At 68.5% G+C, this 24,620-nt stretch carries 20 protein-coding genes, 1 tRNA gene and 1 pseudogene; 6 read left to right on the top strand and 16 right to left on the bottom strand.

Annotated features, from left to right (window positions below):
• Positions 1 to 372 (bottom strand): 30S ribosomal protein S12, encoded by a 372-nt coding sequence (rpsL, locus tag AV521_RS43080; protein WP_003948652.1) that lies wholly within the window; start codon positions 370 to 372, stop codon positions 1 to 3.
• 607 nt (positions 373 to 979) lie between these two features.
• On the opposite strand from rpsL, the gene AV521_RS52455 reads away from it, so the two are divergent.
• From AV521_RS52455 to AV521_RS43100, 3 genes and pseudogenes are all read left to right on the top strand, one after another.
• Complete coding sequence (locus AV521_RS52455; RefSeq protein WP_076097164.1) at positions 980 to 1,210, top strand: hypothetical protein; 231 nt, start codon at positions 980 to 982, stop codon at positions 1,208 to 1,210.
• Positions 1,211 to 1,715: 505 nt separating this feature from the next.
• Positions 1,716 to 1,964 (top strand): hypothetical protein, encoded by a 249-nt coding sequence (locus tag AV521_RS43095; protein ID WP_076097168.1) that lies wholly within the window; start codon positions 1,716 to 1,718, stop codon positions 1,962 to 1,964.
• A gap of 174 nt (positions 1,965 to 2,138) precedes the next feature.
• Positions 2,139 to 2,968: pseudogene (locus tag AV521_RS43100) on the top strand (M48 family metalloprotease).
• A gap of 56 nt (positions 2,969 to 3,024) precedes the next feature.
• On the opposite strand, the gene AV521_RS43105 reads toward AV521_RS43100, so the two are convergent.
• The 10 genes from AV521_RS43105 to AV521_RS43155 form a co-directional block, all read right to left on the bottom strand.
• Positions 3,025 to 6,924, bottom strand: coding sequence for a DNA-directed RNA polymerase subunit beta' (locus AV521_RS43105; RefSeq protein ID WP_076097171.1), 3,900 nt, complete (start codon positions 6,922 to 6,924; stop codon positions 3,025 to 3,027).
• Between the two features lie 102 nt (positions 6,925 to 7,026).
• A complete protein-coding gene (gene rpoB, locus AV521_RS43110; protein ID WP_076097174.1) occupies positions 7,027 to 10,515 on the bottom strand; it encodes a DNA-directed RNA polymerase subunit beta in 3,489 nt (1,162 codons plus the stop codon).
• 595 nt (positions 10,516 to 11,110) lie between these two features.
• A complete protein-coding gene (gene rplL, locus AV521_RS43120; protein ID WP_076097176.1) occupies positions 11,111 to 11,500 on the bottom strand; it encodes a 50S ribosomal protein L7/L12 in 390 nt (129 codons plus the stop codon).
• A gap of 116 nt (positions 11,501 to 11,616) precedes the next feature.
• A complete protein-coding gene (gene rplJ, locus AV521_RS43125) occupies positions 11,617 to 12,147 on the bottom strand; it encodes a 50S ribosomal protein L10 (RefSeq protein WP_076097178.1) in 531 nt (176 codons plus the stop codon).
• A gap of 314 nt (positions 12,148 to 12,461) precedes the next feature.
• Positions 12,462 to 13,424, bottom strand: a complete 963-nt coding sequence (locus AV521_RS43130; protein ID WP_076097180.1) for a hypothetical protein — start codon at positions 13,422 to 13,424, stop codon at positions 12,462 to 12,464.
• A 201-nt stretch (positions 13,425 to 13,625) separates the two neighbouring features.
• Positions 13,626 to 14,351, bottom strand: a complete 726-nt coding sequence (rplA, locus tag AV521_RS43135) for a 50S ribosomal protein L1 (RefSeq protein ID WP_023547414.1) — start codon at positions 14,349 to 14,351, stop codon at positions 13,626 to 13,628.
• 99 nt (positions 14,352 to 14,450) lie between these two features.
• Positions 14,451 to 14,885, bottom strand: a complete 435-nt coding sequence (rplK, locus tag AV521_RS43140) for a 50S ribosomal protein L11 (RefSeq protein ID WP_023547415.1) — start codon at positions 14,883 to 14,885, stop codon at positions 14,451 to 14,453.
• Positions 14,886 to 15,053: 168 nt separating this feature from the next.
• On the bottom strand, positions 15,054 to 15,923 hold the full coding sequence (gene nusG, locus AV521_RS43145; RefSeq protein ID WP_076097182.1) for a transcription termination/antitermination protein NusG: 870 nt from the start codon (positions 15,921 to 15,923) through the stop codon (positions 15,054 to 15,056).
• A gap of 80 nt (positions 15,924 to 16,003) precedes the next feature.
• Positions 16,004 to 16,291 carry a preprotein translocase subunit SecE gene (gene secE, locus AV521_RS43150; RefSeq protein ID WP_023547417.1) on the bottom strand — a complete coding sequence of 96 codons (288 nt, stop codon included), beginning with the start codon at positions 16,289 to 16,291 and terminating at the stop codon, positions 16,004 to 16,006.
• Positions 16,292 to 16,397: 106 nt separating this feature from the next.
• Positions 16,398 to 16,470, bottom strand: a tRNA-Trp gene (locus AV521_RS43155).
• A 262-nt stretch (positions 16,471 to 16,732) separates the two neighbouring features.
• Between AV521_RS43155 and AV521_RS43160 the strand changes: the two genes are divergently transcribed.
• Both AV521_RS43160 and AV521_RS43165 read left to right on the top strand, forming a co-directional pair.
• Positions 16,733 to 17,959 (top strand): pyridoxal phosphate-dependent aminotransferase, encoded by a 1,227-nt coding sequence (locus AV521_RS43160; protein ID WP_076097184.1) that lies wholly within the window; start codon positions 16,733 to 16,735, stop codon positions 17,957 to 17,959.
• A 133-nt stretch (positions 17,960 to 18,092) separates the two neighbouring features.
• Entirely contained in the window at positions 18,093 to 19,133 is a 1,041-nt protein-coding gene (locus AV521_RS43165; protein ID WP_076097187.1) for an adenosine deaminase, read from the top strand.
• A gap of 120 nt (positions 19,134 to 19,253) precedes the next feature.
• Here the strand turns inward: AV521_RS43165 and AV521_RS43170 are convergent, their stop codons facing one another.
• The gene (locus AV521_RS43170) at positions 19,254 to 19,865 is read right to left on the bottom strand and encodes a TetR/AcrR family transcriptional regulator (protein WP_076097188.1); all 612 of its coding nucleotides are present in this window, start codon (positions 19,863 to 19,865) and stop codon (positions 19,254 to 19,256) included.
• A 103-nt stretch (positions 19,866 to 19,968) separates the two neighbouring features.
• On the opposite strand from AV521_RS43170, the gene AV521_RS43175 reads away from it, so the two are divergent.
• The gene (locus AV521_RS43175; protein ID WP_076097190.1) at positions 19,969 to 20,601 is read left to right on the top strand and encodes an NAD(P)-dependent oxidoreductase; all 633 of its coding nucleotides are present in this window, start codon (positions 19,969 to 19,971) and stop codon (positions 20,599 to 20,601) included.
• 19 nt (positions 20,602 to 20,620) lie between these two features.
• Here the strand turns inward: AV521_RS43175 and AV521_RS43180 are convergent, their stop codons facing one another.
• The 4 genes from AV521_RS43180 to AV521_RS43195 all read right to left on the bottom strand — a co-directional run bounded on the left by AV521_RS43180 (position 20,621) and on the right by AV521_RS43195 (position 24,465).
• Positions 20,621 to 21,676: a UDP-N-acetylmuramate dehydrogenase gene (locus AV521_RS43180; RefSeq protein WP_076097192.1), complete on the bottom strand. Its 1,056-nt coding sequence runs from the start codon at positions 21,674 to 21,676 to the stop codon at positions 20,621 to 20,623.
• 151 nt (positions 21,677 to 21,827) lie between these two features.
• Positions 21,828 to 22,208 carry a DUF3291 domain-containing protein gene (locus AV521_RS43185; protein ID WP_076097198.1) on the bottom strand — a complete coding sequence of 127 codons (381 nt, stop codon included), beginning with the start codon at positions 22,206 to 22,208 and terminating at the stop codon, positions 21,828 to 21,830.
• 68 nt (positions 22,209 to 22,276) lie between these two features.
• Complete coding sequence (locus AV521_RS43190; protein WP_076097194.1) at positions 22,277 to 23,812, bottom strand: MFS transporter; 1,536 nt, start codon at positions 23,810 to 23,812, stop codon at positions 22,277 to 22,279.
• A gap of 83 nt (positions 23,813 to 23,895) precedes the next feature.
• On the bottom strand, positions 23,896 to 24,465 hold the full coding sequence (locus AV521_RS43195; protein ID WP_079249698.1) for a TetR/AcrR family transcriptional regulator: 570 nt from the start codon (positions 24,463 to 24,465) through the stop codon (positions 23,896 to 23,898).
• Between the last annotated feature and the right edge of the window lie 155 nt (positions 24,466 to 24,620).

The following is a 24,620-nucleotide window of genomic DNA, read 5'->3' on the forward strand; positions in this document are numbered from 1 at the left end:
TTACTTCTCCTTCTTGGCGCCGTAGCGGGAACGGGCCTGCTTGCGGTTCTTGACACCCTGGGTGTCGAGGGAGCCACGGATGATCTTGTAGCGAACACCCGGCAGGTCCTTCACACGGCCGCCGCGCACGAGCACGATGGAGTGCTCCTGCAGGTTGTGTCCCTCACCCGGAATGTAAGCGGTGACCTCGATCCCGCTGGTCAGACGCACACGCGCGACCTTACGCAGGGCCGAGTTCGGCTTCTTCGGGGTGGTCGTGAACACACGCGTGCAGACGCCACGACGCTGAGGGGAACCCTCGAGTGCGGGCGTCTTGTTCTTCTCGACCTTGTCCTGCCGGCCCTTGCGGACCAGCTGCTGGATCGTAGGCACTACTTCTCCGGTTTCTGTGTGCCGATGGGTACAGCTAACCTGGAACGTCGCCGACCCACGCGGTCGGGTGTGTCGAATCCCGCAAACCTTCGCCGCAAGGCGAAAAGGGCGCAGATTACGGTGGCCGGTCGCGGCTCGCCATGCGGTCTGAAGGCACGCACGAGAGCCAGGGCACACCCCAGGCACAAGGTCTGAGCGTACCTACCTCATTCGCTGTGGTCAAAACAAATGGGACCCGGCCGCCTCACCCTGCAAGCGATGTCAAGCCCCGGTACGCTACGTGATCTTCGATTCGACGATCCTGGCCGGTGAGCGACCATGTCCGGCCACCGCGGCCGATTGTCCGCCCGGATCCGGCTGCGCATCGCCCTCTCCTCCGGCTACGTCGCCGTCGACGAGCTGGACGGCTGGGGCTCGGACCTCAACCACGCGGTACGTCTGCTGGACGCCGGCTGCCTTCGCGATGCCTTGAGGCAGCGCGAGGACGACAGCGTCCTGTGCGTGTCGGGCAGTGTCTACCAGGGAGTGGTCCGCAGCGGCCCGCTCGGCGTCCGCGCCGACGGCTTCCACCGCACCACCGTCGACACGAAGGAGGGGCGACGGTGGCGTGGCGTGGCTGCACGGCACCCCGGCCCCGGCCGCAGCGCCCGCTTCCGACGCCCCGGCCCAGGACACACCGCCCACACCCGAGGCCGTCCCCGACGCCCCGACCGCGAGTCCGGCCGCCGGCACGGCGTCCAGCCGCACCAGCGTCGCCGGAGACCAGTACGGCGTCACCGGCGGCACCGTGCACGGCAGTGTCCGCTTCGACCTGCCAGGCCGCGGGGAGCGCCGATGAGCCAGGAGGAGACCGGCGCCGGCGCAGCGGCCGAGGAGCAGCCTCCGGACGACGAGCGGAAGGAGGAGAGCGAAAGCCAGGAGCGGCAGCGCCAGGAGGCTGGCGGCGCGGAAGGCGCTGATCCTGCACGGTCCGTCCTTCGTCATGACGCTCGACCGGCCCGCCTCCGCCACGCAGATCGGCCGTGACCAGTTCGGTGTCAGCGGAGGCACGGTCCACGGCGATGTGAACAACTACTTCGGCGGGCTCCCCGGGCGCCCCGAACACGCCTCCGGTGTGATCCGCCCGGAGGAGATCACCGAACTGTCGAACGTCTTCCGCGGCTGCGCGAGCGACGGTACGCAGCCTTGGCCAGCCGCCTTCACCGTCCGCGCTCCTCGACCAGCTGGACGGCCCGGACGGCTGTGTCCTGCTGGACTTCGCGCCCAGCCGGAGCAACCCCCTGCGCGAGGCGCACATACTCAGTCTGCGTGAGCGCCTGGAGCGCTCCAAGGGGTACCTGGTCATGACGGTCGAGCCGTCGGCGGCCCTGGACGACGTTCCGTTCGTACGGTGGGAGCGGCCCCCCACCGAGCAGATGCTGCACGCCCATGCCGCGCACCAGGTGGGCGAGGCGGCCTGGCAGGAACTGTGCGGCCGCGTCCCGGTGAAGGAGTTCCTGACCCGGCGCCACCAGCCGGCCGCGGTCAAGGAGTTCGCCCGGCGACTGCTGGACGTGCGCCGCGGTGCGAGCGGCGAGGAGGAACTGAACTGACGGCATATCGCGAGCAGGCCGTCGAGGCGCAGGTCGCCCGCTGGCTCACCGACGACCGGCGCGAGCCGCGCGACAAGGCGTTCCTGATCTCACTCGCCGTCTACCACAAGGCGCCGTACGCGGTGGCCGCCGAACTCGCCGACATGCCCTGCACCCGGCTGCAGTACACGGCCGATCCCCGCTCGTCGCCGGTCATCATGGTCTTCGGCAGCTCCCGCGAGGACCGGCTGCGGCTGGCCCACGCCGACGGCTACCGGTTCTTCGCCGCGTTCCGTGAGGAGAGCACGGCCCAGGTGCTGCTGGAGGCGGTGCGGAACCATGGCGCGCCGGCTGCTCGGTCTGCGCCACCCGACGCCGCACGAGGCGCGAGGTCACCGCCCGTGCCGGGGTGGACGGCGACGTCTACCAGTTGTGGGTGGAGGACGGCCCGGAGCTCAACGCCATGGCGACGGCCGGGCACGTCATCAGCGTGACCAGCCATTCCCTGCGCACGCTCCCGCCGTCCCGGCTCGCCGGCGTGCTCGCCCACGAGCTGGGCCATCACACCCGCGGACATGCCTGGGCCGTCCCTGCCGGCCTTCTGGTACGCGCTGCCCGGCCGGCTCGCCTGGCGTCTGCTGCTGCGGCTGGCGACGCGGGTGGACCGCCTGTCGACCGGGGCGACGGTGCTCGCGGTGGCCGTGCCCGGGGCGGCCGTGATCGCGCTGGCCACCGCGACGTACGGGCTTGTCTTCCTGCCGCCGACCACGCCGTACCTGGCGGCGGCCGTCTCCCGGCGCTCGGAACTGCGGGCCGACGAGCACGCGGCGGGCCTCGGCTTCGCTGCCCAGCTGATGGCGGTGCTCAGCGAAGAGCACGACCGGGAGGGCACACCGCGATCCGCTCGCCGGGTCCTCGGCAGCCCGCCCGGCGGGGAACCGCTGATCGCACGGTTGCCGGACTCCCATCCGGACGTCCACACCCGTCTGCAGCACCTCCAGGCCCGGCTGGAGCGGGGTCGCTGAAACGCCGAAGGGCGGCCACCCCGAGGGATGGCCGCCCTTCAACTCATGCTGCTCGCTTACTGGTTGTACGGACCGTAGTCGTAGTCCTCCAGCGGAACGGCCTGGCCGGAGCCGGTGCCGAACGGCGAGTAGTCGATGTCGTCGTAGCCGACGGCCGAGTACATCGCGGCCTTGGCCTCCTCGGTCGGCTCGACCCGGATGTTGCGGTAGCGGGACAGGCCCGTACCGGCCGGGATGAGCTTACCGATGATGACGTTCTCCTTGAGGCCGATGAGGCTGTCGGACTTGGCGTTGATCGCCGCGTCCGTCAGGACTCGGGTCGTCTCCTGGAAGGAGGCGGCCGACAGCCAGGATTCCGTCGCCAGCGAGGCCTTGGTGATACCCATCAGCTGCGGACGACCGGAGGCCGGGTGACCGCCCTCCTGGACCACACGACGGTTCTCGGTCTCGAACTTCGAGCGCTCGACCAGCTCGCCGGGCAGCAGCTCGGCGTCGCCGGACTCGATGATCGTCACGCGGCGGAGCATCTGCCGGATGATGATCTCGATGTGCTTGTCGTGGATCGACACACCCTGCGAGTTGTAGACCTTCTGGACCTCGCCGACCAGGTGGACCTGGACGGCACGCTGGCCCAGGATGCGCAGCACGTCGTGCGGGTTGGTGGCACCCACGGTGAGCTGCTGGCCCACCTCGACGTGCTCGCCCTCGCTGACCAGGACCTTCGCACGCTTGGAGATCGGGAAGGCCGTCTCGTCGCTGCCGTCGTCCGGCGTGACGATGATCTTCTTGGTCTTCTCGGTCTCCTCGATGCGGACGCGGCCGCTCGCCTCGGAGATCGGGGCGACACCCTTCGGGGTACGGGCCTCGAAGAGCTCGACGACACGCGGCAGACCCTGGGTGATGTCGTCACCGGCCACACCACCGGTGTGGAAGGTACGCATCGTCAGCTGGGTACCGGGCTCACCGATGGACTGGGCGGCGATGATGCCGACCGCCTCACCGATGTCGACCAGCTTGCCGGTGGCCAGCGAACGGCCGTAGCACATCGCGCAGGTGCCGACGTGCGACTCGCAGGTCAGGATCGAGCGGGTCTTGACCTCCTCGATGCCGTGGTGCACCAGCTGGTCGATGAGCACGTCACCGAGGTCCACGTTGGCCGGCGCGATCACCTTGCCGTCGATGACGACGTCCTCGGCGAGCATGCGGGCGTAGACGCTGGTCTCGACGTCCTCCGCCTTGCGCAGCACGCCGTCGGCGTCGCGCGAGGCGATCCGCAGCTTCAGACCGCGCTCGGTGCCGCAGTCCTCCTCGCGGATGATGACGTCCTGCGAGACGTCCACCAGACGACGGGTCAGGTAACCCGAGTCGGCGGTACGCAGGGCGGTGTCCGCCAGACCCTTACGGGCACCGTGGGTGGAGATGAAGTACTCCAGCACGGACAGACCCTCACGGAACGAGGCCTTGATCGGACGCGGGATCGTCTCGTTCTTCGCGTTCGACACCAGACCACGCATACCGGCAATCTGACGCATCTGCATCATGTTGCCTCGCGCACCCGAGTTCACCATCATCGAGACCGGGTTGGTCTTCGGGAAGTTCGCGTTCATCGCCTCGGCCACCTCGTTGGTCGCCTTGGTCCAGATCGCGATGAGCTCCTGGGTGCGCTCTTCCTTGGTGATCAGACCGCGCTCGTACTGCTTCTGGACCCTCTCGTCCTGGGCCTCGTAACCCTTGACGATCTCCTTCTTCGCGTCGGGGACGACGACGTCGGAGATGGCGACGGTGACGCCGGAACGGGTGGCCCAGTAGAAGCCGGCCGCCTTCAGGTTGTCGAGCGTCGCCGCCACGATGACCTTCGGGTAGCGCTCGGCGAGGTCGTTGACGATCTCGGAGAGCTGCTTCTTGCCGACCTCGTAGTCGACGAACGGGTAGTCCTCGGGCAGCAGCTCGTTGAAGAGCGCGCGGCCCAGCGTGGTGTTCAGCCGGAAGCTGTCACCCTGCTGCCACTCCGGCTCGCCCTCCTCGCGGACCGGCGGGGTCCAGCCGCGCGGCGGGATGGTGCCCACCGGGAAGCGGATGTCCACGCGCGACTGCAGCGAGAGCTCGCCGGCGTCGAACGCCATGATCGCCTCGGCCACGGACGCGAACGAGCGGCCCTCGCCCTTGACGTCCCGCATCTCGCCGTCGGTGGTGAGGAAGAACAGACCGAGGACCATGTCCTGGGTCGGCATCGTCACCGGACGGCCGTCGGCGGGCTTGAGGATGTTGTTCGAGGACAGCATCAGGATGCGGGCCTCGGCCTGCGCCTCCGCGGACAGCGGCAGGTGCACGGCCATCTGGTCACCGTCGAAGTCCGCGTTGAACGCGGTGCAGACGAGCGGGTGGATCTGGATGGCCTTGCCCTCGACCAGCTGCGGCTCGAAGGCCTGGATGCCGAGGCGGTGCAGGGTGGGAGCACGGTTCAGCAGCACCGGGTGCTCGGCGATGACCTCTTCGAGGACGTCGTACACGACGGTGCGGCCGCGCTCCACCATGCGCTTGGCGGACTTGATGTTCTGCGCGTGGTTCAGGTCGACCAGGCGCTTCATCACGAACGGCTTGAACAGCTCCAGCGCCATGGCCTTCGGCAGACCGCACTGGTGCAGCTTCAGCTGCGGGCCGACGACGATGACGGAACGCGCCGAGTAGTCGACTCGCTTACCGAGCAGGTTCTGACGGAAGCGGCCCTGCTTGCCCTTGAGCATGTCGGACAGCGACTTCAGCGGACGGTTGCCGGGGCCCGTGACCGGGCGACCACGACGGCCGTTGTCGAAGAGCGCGTCGACGGCCTCCTGGAGCATGCGCTTCTCGTTGTTCACGATGATCTCGGGCGCACCGAGGTCGAGAAGGCGCTTCAGGCGGTTGTTGCGGTTGATGACACGGCGGTACAGGTCGTTCAGGTCGGAGGTCGCGAAGCGGCCACCGTCCAGCTGCACCATCGGACGCAGGTCCGGCGGGATCACCGGGACGCAGTCCAGGACCATGCCCTTGGGGCTGTTGGACGTCTGCAGGAACGCGGAGACGACCTTCAGTCGCTTGAGGGCACGGGTCTTCTTCTGGCCCTTGCCGGTACGGATGATCTCGCGGAGACGCTCGGCCTCCTCCTCCAGGTCGAAGGACTCCAGGCGCTTCTGCAGCGCCGCGGCACCCATCGAACCGTCGAAGTACGTACCGAAGCGGTCCCGCAGCTCGCGGTAGAGCAGCTCGTCGCCCTCCAGGTCCTGGACCTTGAGGTTCTTGAACCGGTTCCACACCTCGTCGAGGCGGTCGATCTCGCGCTGCGCGCGGTCGCGCAGCTGCTTCATCTCGCGCTCGGCACCCTCGCGCACCTTGCGGCGCACATCGGCCTTGGCGCCCTCGGCCTCCAGCTCGGCCAGGTCGGCCTCTAGCTTCTTGGCGCGGGCCTCCAGGTCGGAGTCGCGGCGGTTCTCGATCTGCTGGCGCTCGACCGAGACATGCGCCTCCAGGGAGGGCAGGTCGCGGGTACGGCGCTCCTCGTCGACGTACGTGATCATGTACGCCGCGAAGTAGATGACCTTCTCCAGGTCCTTCGGGGCGAGGTCGAGCAGGTAGCCCAGGCGCGACGGGACGCCCTTGAAGTACCAGATGTGCGTGACGGGCGCGGCCAGCTCGATGTGGCCCATCCGCTCACGGCGCACCTTGGCGCGCGTGACCTCGACGCCACAGCGCTCGCAGATGATGCCCTTGAAGCGAACGCGCTTGTACTTGCCGCAGTAGCACTCCCAGTCCCGGGTCGGACCGAAGATCTTCTCGCAGAAGAGTCCGTCCTTTTCGGGCTTCAGGGTGCGGTAGTTGATCGTCTCGGGCTTCTTGACCTCACCGTGGCTCCACTGACGGATGTCGTCAGCGGTGGCCAGGCCGATCCGGAGCTCGTCGAAGAAGTTGACGTCGAGCACTATGCGTCAATCCCTCTCAGGGTCGTAAGTCTTTGGTCTGAAACGGGGGCCTGGGGGTCGGCGGGGGCCTCACTCATCGGCGAGGCCCCTGCCGGACTCCCGTCAGACCTCTTCGACGCTGCTCGGCTCGCGCCGCGACAGGTCGATACCGAGCTCCTCCGCAGCGCGGAAGACGTCCTCGTCGGTGTCACGCATCTCGATGGACATACCGTCGCTGGACAGCACCTCCACGTTCAGGCAGAGCGACTGCATCTCCTTGATGAGCACCTTGAAGGACTCGGGGATGCCGGGCTCGGGGATGTTCTCGCCCTTGACGATGGCCTCGTAGACCTTCACGCGGCCGGTGACGTCGTCGGACTTGATGGTCAGCAGTTCCTGGAGGGCGTACGCGGCGCCGTAGGCCTCAAGGGCCCACACCTCCATCTCACCGAAGCGCTGGCCACCGAACTGCGCCTTACCACCCAGCGGCTGCTGGGTGATCATCGAGTACGGACCGGTCGAACGCGCGTGCAGCTTGTCGTCGACCAGGTGGTGCAGCTTCAGGATGTACATGTAGCCGACCGAGATCGGGTCCGGGAACGGCTCACCGGAGCGGCCGTCGAACAGCCGCGCCTTGCCGGACGGGAGAACCATGCGCTCGCCGTCGCGGTTCGGGATGGTGTGCTGCAGCAGACCCGCCAGCTCGTCCTCGCGGGCACCGTCGAAGACCGGGGTCGCGACGTTGGTGCGCGGGTCGACCTGGTCGGCACCGATGGCCTGCAGGCGCTGGGCCCACTCGTCCGCGAGGCCGGAGACGTCCCAGCCGCGGCTGGCGAGCCAGCCGAGGTGGATCTCCAGGACCTGTCCCGGGTTCATTCGGGACGGCACACCCAGCGGGTTGAGGATGATGTCGACCGGAGTTCCGTCCTCAAGGAACGGCATGTCCTCGATGGGCAGGATCTTCGAGATGACACCCTTGTTGCCGTGACGGCCGGCGAGCTTGTCACCGTCGGTGATCTTGCGCTTCTGCGCGACGTAGACGCGGACCAGCTGGTTCACGCCCGGCGGCAGCTCGTCGCCCTCCTCGCGGTCGAAGACGCGCACGCCGATGACCTTGCCGGTCTCGCCGTGCGGCACCTTCAGCGAGGTGTCACGGACCTCACGGGCCTTCTCACCGAAGATCGCGCGCAGCAGGCGCTCCTCGGGGGTCAGCTCGGTCTCACCCTTCGGGGTCACCTTGCCGACGAGGATGTCGCCGGCGATGACCTCGGCACCGATGCGGATGATGCCGCGCTCGTCGAGGTCGGCGAGGACCTCCTCGGAGACGTTCGGGATGTCCCGGGTGATCTCCTCGGGGCCGAGCTTGGTGTCACGGGCGTCGACCTCGTGCTCCTCGATGTGGATCGAGGAGAGGACGTCGTCCTGCACGAGGCGCTGCGACAGGATGATCGCGTCCTCGTAGTTGTGACCCTCCCACGGCATGAACGCCACGAGCAGGTTCTTGCCGAGGGCCATCTCGCCGTTCTGGGTGGCCGGGCCGTCGGCGAGCACCTGGCCCGTGATGACGCGGTCGCCCTCGTTGACGATGACCTTCTGGTTGACCGAGGTGCCCTGGTTGGACCGGGAGAACTTGGCCAGGCGGTACGTGATGTACGTGCCGTCGTCGTTGGCGGTGGTGATGTAGTCCGCGGAGACCTCCTGGACCACACCGTCCTTCTCGGCCTTGACCACGTCGCCGGCGTCGACCGCGGAGCGGTACTCCATGCCGGTGCCGACGAGCGGCGCCTCCGACTTAATCAGCGGCACGGCCTGGCGCATCATGTTCGCGCCCATGAGGGCACGGTTGGCGTCGTCGTGCTCAAGGAAGGGGATCATGGCGGTCGCGACCGACACCATCTGGCGCGGCGAGACGTCCATGTAGTCCACGTCCTCGGGGGCGACGTAGTCGACCTCGCCGCCACGGCGACGGACCAGGACGCGGGCCTCGGCGAAACGCAGTTCGTCGGTCAGCGGCGCGTTGGCCTGCGCGATGACGAAGCGGTCCTCTTCGTCGGCGGTCAGGTAGTCCACCTCGTCGGTGACCACACCGTGCTCGTCGACCTTGCGGTACGGCGTCTCGATGAAACCGAACGCGTTGACCCGGCCGTAGGAGGCCAGCGAGCCGATCAGACCGATGTTCGGGCCTTCCGGCGTCTCGATCGGGCACATGCGGCCGTAGTGCGAGGGGTGCACGTCACGGACCTCGAAGCCGGCCCGCTCACGGGAGAGACCACCCGGGCCGAGGGCGTTCAGACGACGCTTGTGCGTCAGCCCCGACAGCGGGTTGTTCTGGTCCATGAACTGGGACAGCTGGCTGGTGCCGAAGAACTCCTTGATGGAGGCGACGACCGGCCGGATGTTGATCAGGGTCTGCGGCGTGATCGCCTCGACGTCCTGCGTGGTCATGCGCTCGCGCACGACACGCTCCATACGGGCGAGACCCGTACGGACCTGGTTCTGGATCAGCTCACCGACGCTGCGGATACGGCGGTTGCCGAAGTGGTCGATGTCGTCGGTCTCGACCATGATCGTACGACCGGACTCACCGGTCGTCTCGGCCTCACCGGCGTGCAGCTTCACCAGGTACTTGATGGTGGCGATGACGTCGTCGGTGGTGAGCACACCGGCGTCCAGCGGCTCGTCCGCACCGAGCTTCTTGTTGACCTTGTAGCGGCCGACCTTGGCGAGGTCGTAGCGCTTCGGGTTGAAGTACAGGTTCTCCAGGAGCGTCTGCGCGGCCTCACGCGTGGGGGGCTCGCCCGGACGCAGCTTGCGGTAGATGTCGAGCAGCGCGTCGTCCTGGCCCTGGGTGTGGTCCTTCTCCAGGGTGGCGCGCATGGACTCGTACTCGCCGAACTCCTCCAGGATCTGCTCGGTCGTCCAGCCGAGTGCCTTCAGAAGTACGGTGACCGACTGCTTGCGCTTGCGGTCGATACGCACACCGACCATGTCGCGCTTGTCGATCTCCATCTCCAGCCAGGCACCCCGGGACGGGATGATCTTGGCGGAGAAGATGTCCTTGTCGGACGTCTTGTCGATGGTGGAGTCGAAGTAGACACCGGGGGAGCGGACCAGCTGGGACACCACGACACGCTCGGTGCCGTTGATGACGAAGGTGCCCTTGTTCGTCATGAGCGGGAAGTCGCCCATGAAGACGGTCTGGGACTTGATCTCACCGGTCTCGTTGTTGGTGAACTCGGCGGTGACGAAGAGCGGGGCGGCGTACGTGAAGTCGCGCTCCTTGCACTCGTCGATGGAGTTCTTCGGCGGCTCGAAGCGGTGGTCCCGGAACGTCAGGGACATCGACCCGGAGAAGTCCTCGATCGGGGAGATCTCCTCGAAGATCTCCTCCAGACCGGACTTGGTGGGGACGTCCTGACCGTTCTCCAGAGCCTCCTCGACCCGACTCTGCCAGGCGGTGTTGCCGAGCAGCCAGTCGAAGCTCTCGGTCTGCAGCGCGAGCAGGTTCGGAACCTCAAGAGGCTCCTTGATCTTTGCAAAGGAGATGCGCAGCGGGGCGGTGCTGGCGCCGTTGTTCGTATTCGCGGTCGAGGCATTGCGCGAGGCGGCCAAGAGGGGGTCCTTCCGAGGGCTCGGACTCACTACGCGCGTGCCGGCCCCTCGCCCACACACAGAGACAGAAACCCCAGGTCAGGGGAGCTTCGGTCATCGGTGCTCGAGTGAGGGCAGACCCCTGGTGACGGGCAGGGGACAGCTAACAGGCAGCGCAAAGGGTCAGTGTAGCCACTTGGCACACTGATGTCCAGTGCGGGTTTGTCGAGACCCTCGCTGTGCTCACCGCTCTTGTCAACGCCCTCGGCATGCCTGCCCTCAACGCACGTTGATACTGCCCTCTTCGCCGTCGATCCATGCCTCGGATTCGGATCCTTGTGACGACGCGTCCTGAGAATTGCGCGCTGCGTGCGGTTCGTCAAGGCCCCCCAGCCCGAAGCGGACCGTCCGGAGACACGACGAAGATCACCATACCCCTCGCCGAGGCGAGTTCAAGGTAACCGTGGTCGGGCCCGCCGGATACGCCGAAGAGCGACCACCCGGATGGATGATCGCTCTTCGGTGCGTTCGCGTTACAGCCCTACGAGGCACTTTTCACGGCGCCAACGAGGCTGCTGTTCAGCGCGCGTTCGAGTCCGTGCGGACCCGGAAGGTCTTACTTGACCTCGACGGAGGCACCGGCGCCCTTGAGGGCCTCGGCGGCCTTGTCGGCGGCCTCCTTGTTGACCTTCTCGAGGACCGGCTTCGGGGTGCCGTCGACGAGGTCCTTGGCCTCCTTCAGACCCAGCGAGGTCAGCTCGCGCACGACCTTGATGACCTGGATCTTCTTGTCGCCGGCGCCGGTGAGGACGACGTCGAACTCGTCCTTCTCCTCCTCGGCCTCGGCAGCGGCGCCACCAGCGGCACCACCGGCGACGACGACCGGCGCGGCAGCGGCGGCGGTGACGTCGAACTTCTCCTCGAAGGCCTTCACGAACTCGGAGAGCTCGATGAGGGTCATCTCCTCGAACTGGGCAAGCAGCTCGTCCTGGGTGAGCTTCGCCATGATGGCGGTCCTTCCACTCAATCGGCAGGTGCCGGATGTACTGGGTAAGGCGGGCGTACGTCGGCCCGCTGCGACCCTCGCCGCGTCATGCGGCCAGGATCAGAAAGCGAGCCGAATTACTCGGCACCGCCCTGCTCGGCCTGCTTGGCGCGCAGCGCGTCCACGGTGCGGACGAGCTTCGACGGCAGCGCCTGGAAGACGGAGGCAGCCTGGGACTGCTTCGCCTTGAAGGCACCGGCCAGCTTGCTGAGCAGAACCTCGCGGGACTCGAGGTCCGCAAGCTTCTTGATCTCGTCGGCGGACAGCGCCTTGCCGTCAAGGACACCGCCCTTGATGACGAGATTCGGGTTCTCCTTGGCGAAGTCACGCAGACCCTTCGCCGACTCCACCGGGTCACCGGTGACGAAGGCGACGGCCGTCGGACCAGCGAAGAGCTGGTCGTCCAGCGTGATCCCGGCCTCGTTGGCCGCAATCTTGGTCAGCGTGTTCTTCACCACGGCGTACTGGGCGTTCTCACCGAGAGAACGGCGCAGCGTCTTGAGCTGCGCCACGGTAAGACCGCGGTACTCGGTCAGCACGGCGGCGTTCGAGTTGCGGAACTTGTCCGTCAGCTCGGCAACCGCGGCAGCCTTGTCGGGCCTCGCCATAGAGCCTCGGCCTCCTTCCGGGTGATTCGGACCGCGCGGACCCGAAGGAGGACTGGGCAAAACGAAACGCCCCGGCGCAGGCGCACGGGGCGGACTCGACCGGCCGTACACGCGCTCGGCGCGCACTCCGGGAGTTCTTCCACTGTCACCTGCGCGGGTCGCCCACTTTTCAGCGGATCCTTCGGCCACCGCGCCCTCGTTCAGAGCGCACGGCAACGACCAGCGGTCTTTGGCTTCTGGAAGAGAGTACGGGACCGGGGCGCCGCCGAGCAAATCGGGCTCTACGGCACCCCGGTCCCGCTATGTCATCGGGCTCAGGAGCTGGTGCCGGAGCCGCCCGCCACGGTGCCAGTGCCTGTGCCTCCGGACATGCCACCCGTCCTACCGCCGGTCATGCCGCCGGACTTCAGCAGGTTCGCGAAGTCGGTGGTGTCGCCGGCCGGGGGTGCCTCGGCGGAGACCTTCACGCCGTAGTCGCTGTAGTAGGCCGTGCTGGTCATCCTGCCGTTCGCCGTGTCGGCCTGCTCGGACTTCTTCACCAGCAGGTTCTGGTCGTTGATCCAGAGGTCGATGGTGTCGGTGGTGATGCCGGCCTGGCCGAGCTGCTTCTTCAGGGCATCCAGCTGGTCCGGGCTGAGGTCGCTGCTCCTGCTCGCGAGGTCGGCGACCTTCACCGTGCCCGAGTAGTGCGTGGTGTGGACGCCGGAGACCGACTCCTCCCCGACCTTCTTCACGTCACCGGAGGCCAGCAGCATCTTCACGGACTGGTTCGGCGTGGAGTTCTGCAGCTGGTCCTTCAGGTACGAGCCGGAGGCGCCGCCGAGCTTGGCCAGCTCGTCGTACGAGTACCTGATCCAGTGCTTGCCGCCCGTGTGCTGGGCGTAGGCGTCGCTCATGTGCGCGTAGTAGGCGTCCGGCAGATAACGGGCCTCCATCGACTGTGTGCCGGCCTGGCGCATCATGTCGGCCATCTTGCCGCCGGTGTAGGTGATGGTGAGGTTGCCCTTGAGGCCGTCGCCCCAGGTGAGCGCACCGTCCCCCGTCATCGCCATCAGCTCGCCGATGGACGTGGTGGAGCGCACCTTGGCCGAGTCCGCCTTGTCGGTGGACTGCTCGGCGGAGCGCAGCGCGGCGGCGATGGGGCTGACGTGGATGGCGCCCCCATCGGCCGCCTTGTCACCCTTCCCCGAGCCCGAGGAGCCGCAGGCGGCCACCCCGGTCAGCGCGGCGACCACCGCCACAGAGAGGGCCATCCGGCGTGCCGTCGTGCTCTTCATCGTGTCCTACCCCCATGCAAGTCGTGTGCCCGCACCGTAGCCCGGGCCACTGACAGTCGTGCGACAACGCGTACAACGGAACTTGTGCGACGAAGCTCGTACAAAGCTCGTACGAAAAAGGACGGGCCCTGCACCTGGAAGGTTGCAGGGCTCGCCCTTTGCTTACGCGTACCTGACGCGGCTACCGGGTGAGCGGGAGGCTCAGACGGCGGCCGGGTCCTCCTCGACGAGGAGGTTGCGGGTGCGGTTCGGGTCGACCGGGATGCCGGGGCCCATCGTGGTGGTGATGGCGGCCTTCTTGATGTAGCGACCCTTGGCGGCGGACGGCTTCAGACGGAGGATCTCCTCCAGCGCGGCGCCGTAGTTCTCCACCAGCTTGGCGTCGTCGAAGGACGCCTTGCCGATGATGAAGTGCAGGTTCGAGTGCTTGTCGACGCGGAACTCGATCTTGCCGCCCTTGATCTCGGTCACAGCCTTGGCGGTGTCCGGGGTCACGGTGCCGGTCTTCGGGTTCGGCATCAGACCACGCGGGCCGAGGACGCGGCCGAGGCGGCCGACCTTGCCCATGAGGTCCGGGGTGGCGACGACGGCGTCGAAGTCCAGACGGCCCTTCGCCACCTCGTCGATCAGCTCGTCGGCGCCGACGATGTCGGCGCCCGCGGCACGCGCGGCCTCGGCACGGTCACCGGTCGCGAAGACCAGGACCCGGGCGGTCTTACCGGTGCCGTGCGGGAGGTTCACGGTGCCACGGACCATCTGGTCGGCCTTGCGCGGGTCGACACCCAGACGGAAGGCGACCTCGACGGTGCCGTCGAACTTGGTCGTGGAGGTCTCCTTGGCGAGACGGACGGCCTCGAGCGGGGCGTACAGCTTCTCCCGGTCGACCTTGGCGTCCGCAGCGCGGAGAGCCTTGCTGCGCTTGCTCACAACTTGCTCCTGTGTGTTCTGAAAGGAGTCGTGGTCTCTGGGCCGAGCAGGCCCTGCCACGTGCGACCGGCTACGGCCGCATTACTGCTGGGGGTGGGTTCAGCCCTCGACCGTGACGCCCATGGAGCGCGCGGTGCCGGCGATGATCTTCGCGGCCGCGTCCAGGTCGTTCGCGTTGAGGTCGGGCATCTTGGTCTGGGCGATCTCGCGGACCTGCGCCTCGGTGATCTTGGCGACCTTGGTCTTGTGCGGCTCGCCGGAGCCCTTCTCGATGCCCGCGGCCTTGAGGATCATCTTCGCGGCCGGCGGCGTCTTGGTGACGAAGGTGAAGGAACGGTCCTCGTAGACCGTGATCTCCACCGGGATGACCCAACCGCGCTGCGACTCGGTCGCGGCGTTGTAGGCCTTGCAGAACTCCATGATGTTGACGCCGTGCTGACCCAGCGCCGGGCCGACCGGCGGGGCCGGGTTGGCGGCGCCGGCCTGGATCTGGAGCTTGATGAGCCCCGTGACCTTCTTCTTCTTGGGAGGCATTGCTCTCCGGGTCCTTTCATTCGGGTCCATGCCCGCGCGAGGATCGCGATCCTGACGCAGGCATACCGCACAACGATAACGGGTATGGATGCGCGGCCAAAAACCGAGCAGGTCAGACAAGCAGTGACAGCTCGTCTGACCTGGCCGGTGGCTTTATCGCCGAAGGCGTCAGTTCTTCTGGATCTGGTCGAAGGACAGCTCGACCGGCGTCTCCCGGCCGAAGATCTCCACCAGGCCCTTGACCTTCTTCGAGTCGGGATTGATCTCGTTGATGGTCGCCTGCAGCGTGGCGAACGGGCCGTCGGTGACGGTGACCGAGTCGCCGACCTCGAAGTCCAGCACCTGGACCTCGACCTTGCGCTGCGGGGCGGGCTTGCCCTCGGCCTCGGCGGCCTCGCGGGCGGCCTTCTCCTCGGCCTCCGGGGCGAGCATCTTGACGATCTCGTCCAGGGTCAGCGGGTACGGGTCGTAGGCGTTGCCGACGAAGCCGGTGACACCCGGGGTGTTGCGGACGACGCCCCAGGACTCGTTGGTCAGGTCCATGCGGACCAGGACGTAACCCGGCAGCTTGTTCTGCTTGATCGTCTTACGGTCGCCGTTCTTGATCTGGACGACCTCTTCCTGCGGCACCTCGGCCTGGAAGATGTAGTCCTCGACGTTCAGCGAGACGGCGCGCTGCTCAAGGTTGGTCTTCACGCGGTTCTCGTAACCGGCGTAGGTGTGGATGACGTACCACTCGCCGGGCAGGGTGCGCAGTTCCTCGCGCAGGGCCGCGACGGGGTCGACGGGCTCGGCCGGCTCCTCCTCGGCGGCCTCGGCGGGAGCCTCTTCGGCCTCGTCCTCGGCGGCCTCGTCGGCCTCTTCCTCGTCCTCGACGTTCAGGGCAGCCTCTTCGGCCGACTCCCCCGCCTCGGCCTCGGCAGCCTCGAACTCGTCCTGCTCGTCCGCGCCCTCGACGATGTCGAGCTCGTCGTCCACCATCTCGGCAGCGGTCCCGCGAGACTCGATGGCGTCGTCGTTCAGGTTCGGGTCAGACACGATGGCTGCTTCTTCCTGGATACATAGGGGTGGAACATGCGAAAACGGGCGCCGGTGCCACGGCGCCCTTCGCTCTTGGCTCAGCCGAAGACGTACTTGGCCGCGTGGTTGAGCCCATAGTCAATCACGGTCACCAGCGCGATCATGATGGCGACGAAGAAGATCACCACGGTGGTGTACGACGTCAGCTGGTTACGCGTCGGCCAGACGACCTTGCGAAGCTCCGCGATGATCTGGCGGTAGAAGGTGGCAAGGCGCTTCAGCGGGCCCTTCTTGGCACGCTTCCCACCCTTGCGGGCCTTCTTCTTCGACTCAAGCGCCTCGTCCTGGGCATCAGGCGTGTCGATGGAGCCCACGGCGTCCGTCATTCTGCCTCACCTGATTCCGGGTCGTGGCCGTGCCGCGCCCGGTCTGAGCCGCACGGCGGTGCAATCGCTGTACGTACATGCGCACACATCCTGGCGGTGTGTGTAGCAGGGCCGGAGGGACTTGAACCCCCAACCGCCGGTTTTGGAGACCGGTGCTCTACCAATTGAGCTACGACCCTTTGTGTGTCCCCCAACGTACCGCATCCGACCGGGTGCGCGGTGTGCACCGGTTTCGGCGGTGGCTGCTGAAGGCCAACGAGGTGAGAGTGTACGTGGTCCGGGGCCCGGCGTCGAACAGAAAGAGCCCGTCCGGGGCCACTTGACCAAAGATCGTCCTGGCCGGAGCCCGGATTCGGATCCGTGTTCATGCCTGGCCCCCTGGCTGTTCAGTCCGTGAAACCCGCGTGCCGGGGATGTTTCCGGTCTGGAACGATGGGTTCCATGAGCGCTGCAACCCCTCCCACCGAGCGCCGGGTCTCCGCCCGAGTCGGCGCGATCTCCGAGTCCGCCACCCTCGCCGTGGACGCCAAGGCCAAGGCCCTGAAGGCCGCCGGGCGTCCGGTGATCGGCTTCGGCGCCGGTGAGCCCGATTTCCCGACCCCGGACTACATCGTCGAGGCGGCCGTCGAGGCCTGCAAGAACCCCAAGTACCACCGCTACACCCCGGCCGGCGGTCTGCCCGAGCTGAAGGCCGCTCTCGCCGCGAAGACGCTGCGTGACTCCGGCTGGGAGCCCGACGTCTCGCAGATCCTCGTCACCAACGGCGGCAAGCAGGCCATCTACGAGGCGTTCGCCGCCATCCTCGACCCGGGCGACGAGGTCATCGTCCCGGCGCCGTACTGGACGACGTACCCGGAGTCGATCCGGCTCGCGGGCGGAGTCCCGGTGGAGGTGGTGGCCGACGAGACGACCGGCTACCGCGTCACGGTCGAGCAGCTGGAGGCGGCACGCACGGAGAAGACGAAGGTCGTGCTCTTCGTCTCCCCGTCCAACCCGACCGGCGCGGTCTACTCCGAGGCCGAGACCGAGGCGATCGGCCGCTGGGCCCTGGAGCACGGCCTGTGGGTGCTCACCGACGAGATCTATGAGCACCTGGTCTACGGCGATGCCTCCGCGGTGTCCCTGCCGGCGCTCTTCCCCGAGCTGCGCGACAAGTGCATCGTGGTCAACGGCGTGGCGAAGACGTACGCCATGACGGGCTGGCGCGTGGGATGGGTCATCGGCCCGAAGGACGTCGTCAAGGCCGCCACCAACCTGCAGTCGCACGCCACCTCGAACGTCTCCAACGTGGCCCAGGTGGCCGCCCTGGCCGCCGTCTCCGGTGACCTCGAGGCCGTGGCGAAGATGCGCGAGGCCTTCGACCGCCGCCGCAGGACCATGGTGCGGATGCTCAACGAGATCGACGGCGTGCTCTGCCCGGAGCCCGAGGGCGCGTTCTACGCCTACCCGTCGGTCAAGGCCCTGCTCGGCAAGGAGATCCGCGGCAAGCGCCCGCAGGACACGGTCGAGCTGGCCGCGCTGATCCTGGAGGAGGCCGAGGTCGCGGTCGTCCCGGGCGAGGCCTTCGGCACGCCGGGCTATCTGCGGCTGTCGTACGCGCTCGGTGACGAGGACCTCGTCGAGGGCGTGAGCCGCATGCAGAAGCTGCTGGCGGAGGCGCGGGACTAGTCCCCGTTTTTGCGCTCTACGCGCGCGTGCGGGCCGTTTCCCTTCGGGGAGGCGGCCCGCTTCTGTGTGCGAGCAAGACCACGTATGGGGAAACGGCTACCGGTGCGGCGGGTGTCTACGGCAGGATCCTGGGATGGAGCGTGTACGTGACCTCTCTGAGCTGCCGAAAGCCCATCTGCACCTGCACTTCACCGGTTCGATGCGACCGGGGACCGTCCTGGAACTGGCCGACAAGTACGGCGTACGACTGCCCGAGGCCCTGACGGAAGCGCTGACCAGCGGCGAACCGCCCAGGCTGCGGGCCACGGACGAACGGGGCTGGTTCCGTTTCCAGCGGCTGTACGACGCGGCGCGCTCCTGCCTGCGCGAACCGGAGGACATCCAGCGCCTGGTCCGGGAGGCCGCCGAGGAGGACCTGAGGGACGGCTCGGGCTGGCTGGAGATCCAGGTGGACCCGACGTCGTACGCGCCTAGGCTGGGCGGGCTGATCCCGGCGCTGGAGATCATCCTGGACGCGGTGGACACCGCCTCCCGGGAGACGGGGATCGGCATGCGTGTGCTGGTCGCCGCCAACCGTATGAAGCACCCGCTGGACGCCCGCACGCTGGCCCGGCTGGCGGTGCGGTACACGGACCGGGGCGTGGTCGGTTTCGGGCTCTCCAACGACGAGCGGCGGGGCATGGCGCGGGACTTCGACCGGGCCTTCCACATCGCGCGCGAGGGCGGTCTGCTGTCAGCCCCGCACGGCGGCGAGCTGACCGGCCCGGCCTCTGTGCGCGACTGCCTGGACGACCTGCACGCCTCGCGGATCGGGCACGGGGTGCGCGCGGCGGAGGACCCGCGGCTGCTGAAGCGGCTGGCCGACCGGGGCGTGACCTGCGAGGTGTGCCCGGCGTCGAACGTGGCGCTCGGCGTGTACGAGAAGCCTGAGGACGTGCCCCTGCGGACCCTCTTCGAGGCCGGCGTCCCGATGGCCCTCGGGGCCGACGACCCGCTGCTGTTCGGCTCCCGGCTGGCGGCTCAGTACGAGATCGCCCGGCACGCCCACGGCTTCTCGGACGCCGAACTCGCCGAACTGGCCCGCCAGTCGGTGCGGGCCTCGGCCGCTCCGGAGGACGTCAGGGCGCGACTGCTGGCCGGCGTCGACGACTGGCTGGCGCGCCCGGCCGTCTGAAGTGGCCGCGGGGCGGACAGGCCCGGAAGCCGGTCAGCACATGGCCGTGCCGGCGAAGACGTCTCGGGTCAGGACGCCGTGCCCGTGTCCGGATGTGTTTGTCATGCCCCGGCCTGATGCTCACGCGGAGCCCGGCGCGATCGAGATTCCGCCCAGCAGTGTCTTCGCGAGCCGCGCGGCGAATGTGTCGAGCGGCGGCCGCTCCCCCGTCTCGGTCGCGTCGTAGGCGAACGCGCGCTGCACACAGGCACCCAGCAGCAGCGAGGCGGCCGCGAGGGTGTCGGCGTCGGCGCGGACGCGGCCGAGGCCCTGTTCGGCGCGGAGGTAGGCGTCCAGGTCCTGGATCGGCCGGTGCGGGCCAGAGCCGAGCTTGCGCAGCGCGTCGAAGTGGCGCTGTTTGAGCTGGGTCTCGGCGTACAGGGAGGCGGCGATCGGGAAGCTCTGCTCGTAGAAGAGGGCGGCCTCGCGGGCGATCTCGGTCAGGTTGCCTTCCAGAGTGCCCTGACCCGGTTCGGCGGCGAGGCGGCCCAGCAGCGGGGTGAGCCGCGGCAGACGCTCGGTGAGCACCCGTACGAACAGCTCTTCCTTGCTCTCGAAGTACTTGTAGAGGGCCGCTTCGGAGCAGCCGGCCGCGCGGGCGATCTCCTTGGTGGTGGCGCGGGCGAGTCCCACGGTGAGCATCAGCTCGTGGGCGGCGTCGAGGATGCGGACACGCGCCGGCTTCGGCTCCATGGGTCGTCCAATCGGGCTTGACGGGTGGGTGAGTGCTTACCCACTCTAGGGGGAGCAGGGGTGAGTGAACACTCACCCACCCATCCCGAGTACGGGAGCACTCATGAACCTCACCGTTTTCGGCGCCACCGGCGGCATCGGCCGGGAGATCGTGCGTCAGGCGCTCGGCGCCGGCCACCGGGTGACCGCCGTGGTCCGCGATCCGGCGCGGCTCGACGTCACCGGGGACGCGCTGGAGGTGTTCCGCGCCGACCTGGCCGACCCCGAGGAGCTGCGCGCCGCCGTCCGGGGCCGGGACGCGGTCCTGTCCGGCCTGGGCGCGCGCAGCCGCAAGGACGCCGGCGTCGCCACCCGGCTGACCCGCACCGTCCTGCGCGCCATGGAGGCGGAGGGGGTACGACGGCTGCTCGTGGTCAGCGCCGCTCCCGTCGGCCCCGTTCCCGAGGGCGACGGCCCCCTGGACCGGGCCATGCGCGGCGTGGTGTCGGCCGTCCTGAAGGACGTCTACACCGACCTGCGCGGGATGGAGGCCGAACTGGCCCGCAGCAGCACCGACTGGACGTCCGTACGGCCGCCGCGCCTGCAGAACAAGCCGCTCACCGGCCGCTACCGCAGCGTCGTCGGCGGCTTCCCGCGCAAGGGCCGCTTCATCGCACGCGCGGACGTCGCGCACGCGATGCTGGCGATGATCGACGACGAGGGGACGGTGAAGCAGGGGGTGGGAGTGGCCTATTAGCCCGCCGCCGCTATGGGCGCTACAGGCTCACACCGACGGTCACCGGTTCGTTGACCAGGGTGACCCCGAAGGCCTCGCGGACCCCGGCGACCACCTCGCGAGCCAGCGCCAGCAGGTCCTCGGTGGTGGCGTCGCCCCGGTTGGTGAGGGCGAGGGTGTGCTTGGTGGAGATACGGGCGGGCCCGCTGCCGTAGCCCTTGGTGAAGCCCGCCTTGTCGATCAGCCAGGCCGCGGAGGTCTTCGTACGGCCCTCCCCCGCCGGGTAGGCGGGCGGCTCGACGCCCTCGCCCAGCCGCTCACGCACGCGCGCGTGGAACGCGGCGAACTGCCCGTCGGTGAGGATCGGGTTGGTGAAGAAGGACCCGGCGGACCAGGTGTCGTGGTCCTCGGCGTCGAGGACCATGCCTTTACCGGCCCGCAGCTTCAGCACGGTCGCGCGGGCGTCGGCCAGCGGCACCCGGTCGCCCGGCTCGACGCCGAGCGCGCGGGCCACCTCGGGGTACTTGACGGGCGCGGACCGCCCGCCCGCGTCCTCCAGCTCGAAGCGGACGCGCAGCACGACATGGCGCTCGGGGTCCGCCTTGAAGCGGCTGTGACGGTACGAGAAGGCGCACTCCTCGTTCGTCAGTGTGACGGTCTCGCCGGCGCGCCGGTCGTAGGCGACGACCTCGGTGAGGGTGGAGGAGATCTCCTGGCCATAGGCACCCACGTTCTGGATGGGGGTGGCGCCCGCGGATCCGGGGATGCCGGCCAGGCACTCGATCCCGGCGAGCCGGGCCTCGACCGTGCGGGCGACGGCGTCCGTCCACACCTCGCCGGCCGCCAGCTCCAGCGTCGTGCCGCGCAGTTCGACACCGCGCGTGGCGATGCGTACGGCGGTGCCGTCGAAGCCCTTGTCGCCGATGACCAGGTTCGATCCGCCGCCGATGACCAGCAGCGGCGTCCCGCTGTCGTCGGCCGCACGGACGGCGGCGATCACCTCGGCGTCGGTCACCGCGGTGACCAGCCGCGTCGCGGGACCGCCCAGCCGGAAGGTGGTCAGCGGGGCAAGAGGGGCGTCGTGGAGTACCTGCACGGGCCCAAGACTACGAGACGGCTCCGACAGCACCGTATCCGCGCGGGCGGCGGTCACCCGCTGCCCTGTGGGGACATACGCGCACGCGCGCGTGGACTCCACTCGAAGCCCACGCGCGCGTACGCGAAGTGAAGGACGGCCGTCCGGCGGTCTACGCGAGCCGCCGCTCCGCCTCCTCCCAGCTCACGGGCAGCTGGTCGCTGGAGGTCTGCCAGGTGGCGAACGCCGCGTCTCGCATGTTGGCGGCCAGGGCATGCGAGGTGGGCCGGTGGACGCCGGAGCGGGCGAATGCCTTCAGCGCGTCGGCGGACTCCCAGGCCGACAGCGTCCAGAAGGTCTTCCGCAGGGGCTGTGCCTTGAGGGAGGCCCCGTAGGCGCCGGGCGCCCGGCCGACCTGCCGCCACACGGCCGGCGTACGGACGAGGAAGCGGAGGGCGCCCCACAGGGTGCGGGTCTCGAAGCGCGAGGCGAAGACATGCACCTCGGCGTCCTGCGGCGGAGTGTTCGGCACGATCCAGGGAAGTGCGGGGATTCCGGGCATCGCGATCTCCTTGTGGCGAGGTTTCCGGACGAGTTCCGGGGCGAGGCTCCCGGCGGGCTTCAGCGGGCGGTGGTCTCCAGAGCGGCCGTCTGCGCAGCGGTGGTCGGCGAGGCCGCGGCGGGCGTCTCTGCTGCGGGAGCCTCGATGGCAGTGACCCCCGGACCGGTCGCGGACGTCCGCCCGTCCACCGCGGCGAGCCCGGCGGTCTTCCGTCGGGCCGGGATCACCAGGGCCGCGACCGCGGCGAGGGCGACCACCGCCGAGCCGGTGACCAGGGCGGGCCGCAGGCCGTCCACGAAGCTCTGCGCGCTCTCGTAGCCGCCCTGCGCGGAGAAGATCGACGACATCACCGCGATGCCGAGCGCACCGCCCACCTCGCGCAGCGCGTTGTTGGCGCCGGAGGCGATGCCCTGCTCCTGCGGACGGACGCTGGACATGACCAGGTTGGCGGCCGGCGCGAAGTAGAGGGCCATGCCGACCCCGCTGATGATCAAGGCGGGCAGCTGGGCGGCGTAGGAGGCGTCCGCGGTGGCCACGACGGCCATGCAGCCGAGACCGACGGCCTGGAGCAACAGGCCCGCGGCGACGACCGGCCGGCCGCCGATGCGGTCGGAGAGGATCCCGGCCACCGGCGCGACGAGCATCGGCATGCCGGTCCAGGGCAGCATCCTCAGACCAGCCTCGGTGGGCGAGTAGCCGAGCACTCCCTGCATGTACTGGCTGAGCAGGAAGATCGAGCCGAACATGCCGACGAACATCAGCAGGCTGGCCGCGTTGATCCCGGAGAAGGCGCGGGAACGGAACAGCCGCATGGGGAGCATGGGGTTCTTGTTGTGGATGCCGTGGTGCACGAAACCCGCGAGCAGCGCGGCGCCGGCGGACAGCGCGGTGAGCACCACGGCGTCGGTCCAGCCGTCGGCGGGCCCGCGGACCAGGCCGTACACGATCCCGAAGAGTCCGCCACTGGCGAGCAGGGTGCCGGGCACGTCGAGGGGGGCTCCGGTGCCGTAGGACTCGGCGAGGCGCAGACGGGCGAGCGGCAGCGTGATCAGGCCGAGCGGGACGTTGAGCCAGAAGATCCAGTGCCAGGAGACGTGTTCGGTGAGACTGCCGCCGATGAGCGGTCCGGAGGCGACGGCGAGCCCGTTGACGGCGCCCCAGATGCCGTACACGGTCCCGCGTTTGGCGGCGGGTACGGCCGCGGTCAGCAGGGTGAGCGTGAGCGGCATCATCACGGCCGCGCCGACGCCCTGGACCGCGCGGGCGGCGATCAGGGAGCCGATGCCGGGTGCCATGGCCGCGGCGGCGGAGGCGGCGGTGAAGACGGCGAGGCCGGCCGTGAAGAGCCTGCGGCGCCCGAAGCGGTCGCCGAGCGCGGCGCCGAACATCAGCAGCACGGCGAAGGTGAGCGTGTAGGCGCTCACGGTCCACTCGAGGTCGTCCAGCGCGCCGCCGAGATCCTTGCGGATGGAGGGCAGGGCCGTGGTGACGACGAGGTTGTCGAGGGCCGCCATGAATCCGGCGACGCTGGTGATGACGAGAGCCCAGGCTGCGCTTCCGCGCCGCGCGCTGCTTTGCACTGTCCGATCCGACATCTCTCCCCCAGAGAGCATTTCTAGTTAGTTATTGATGACTAACTTGTTTGGGCATGAAAGAGGCGGGCCACCGCCTCGATGAGCTACTTCTCCAGCCGCCCGGTGATCCGGGCCGACGGATACATTCCCTGCCAGACCCGGTGTTCGGGCGGAAACCCCATGGCAGCCAGGGTGTTGATGAGCATTCCGTACGCCAGGAACGTCGTGGTCTCGCCGTCGTCGGCCCCCAGCGGCAGATGAACCGTGTCCCAGAGCCTCATCCAGGCGGCCCGCACGGCCTCACCGAACTCGTGGTCGCCCTCCGCCTCGGCCGCCGCAACCGTGATGTACGTCTGCATCTGCATCTGGAGCTTCTCGGGCTGCTCCGTGATCAGTCGCACATAGGCGTTGGCCATGGCATGCAGAGCCTCCTCCCCCTCCAGCCCTTCGGCCGCCTCCTCGAAGACCCGGCACGTGTCCTCCACGCACCGCAGCGACGCGGCGGCGAAGATCGCCTTCTTGCCCGCGAAGAGCCGGAAGAGATATGGCTGCGAGACACCCACACGGGTCGCGATCGCTTCCGTGGACGTGCCGTAGAAGCCCTTCCGTGCGAACTCCTCGATCGCCGCGCGAATGACGCTCTCGCGCCGCTCCTCTGCGCTCATCCTGACCATGCGCGTAAGTTAGTACTCAATCACTAACTTGGCAAGCCCTCCGGCCGCAGACGCATGTAAGGGGCGCCCCACCATGGAGGACACCCCTTACCTCAGCACTGCGCGCAAGCCGTCAGGCCAGTCGTACGACCGCCCGGGACATGCCCAGCACCTTC

The organism is Streptomyces sp. IMTB 2501 (genome assembly GCF_001953885.1).
Taxonomy (GTDB): domain Bacteria; phylum Actinomycetota; class Actinomycetes; order Streptomycetales; family Streptomycetaceae; genus Streptomyces.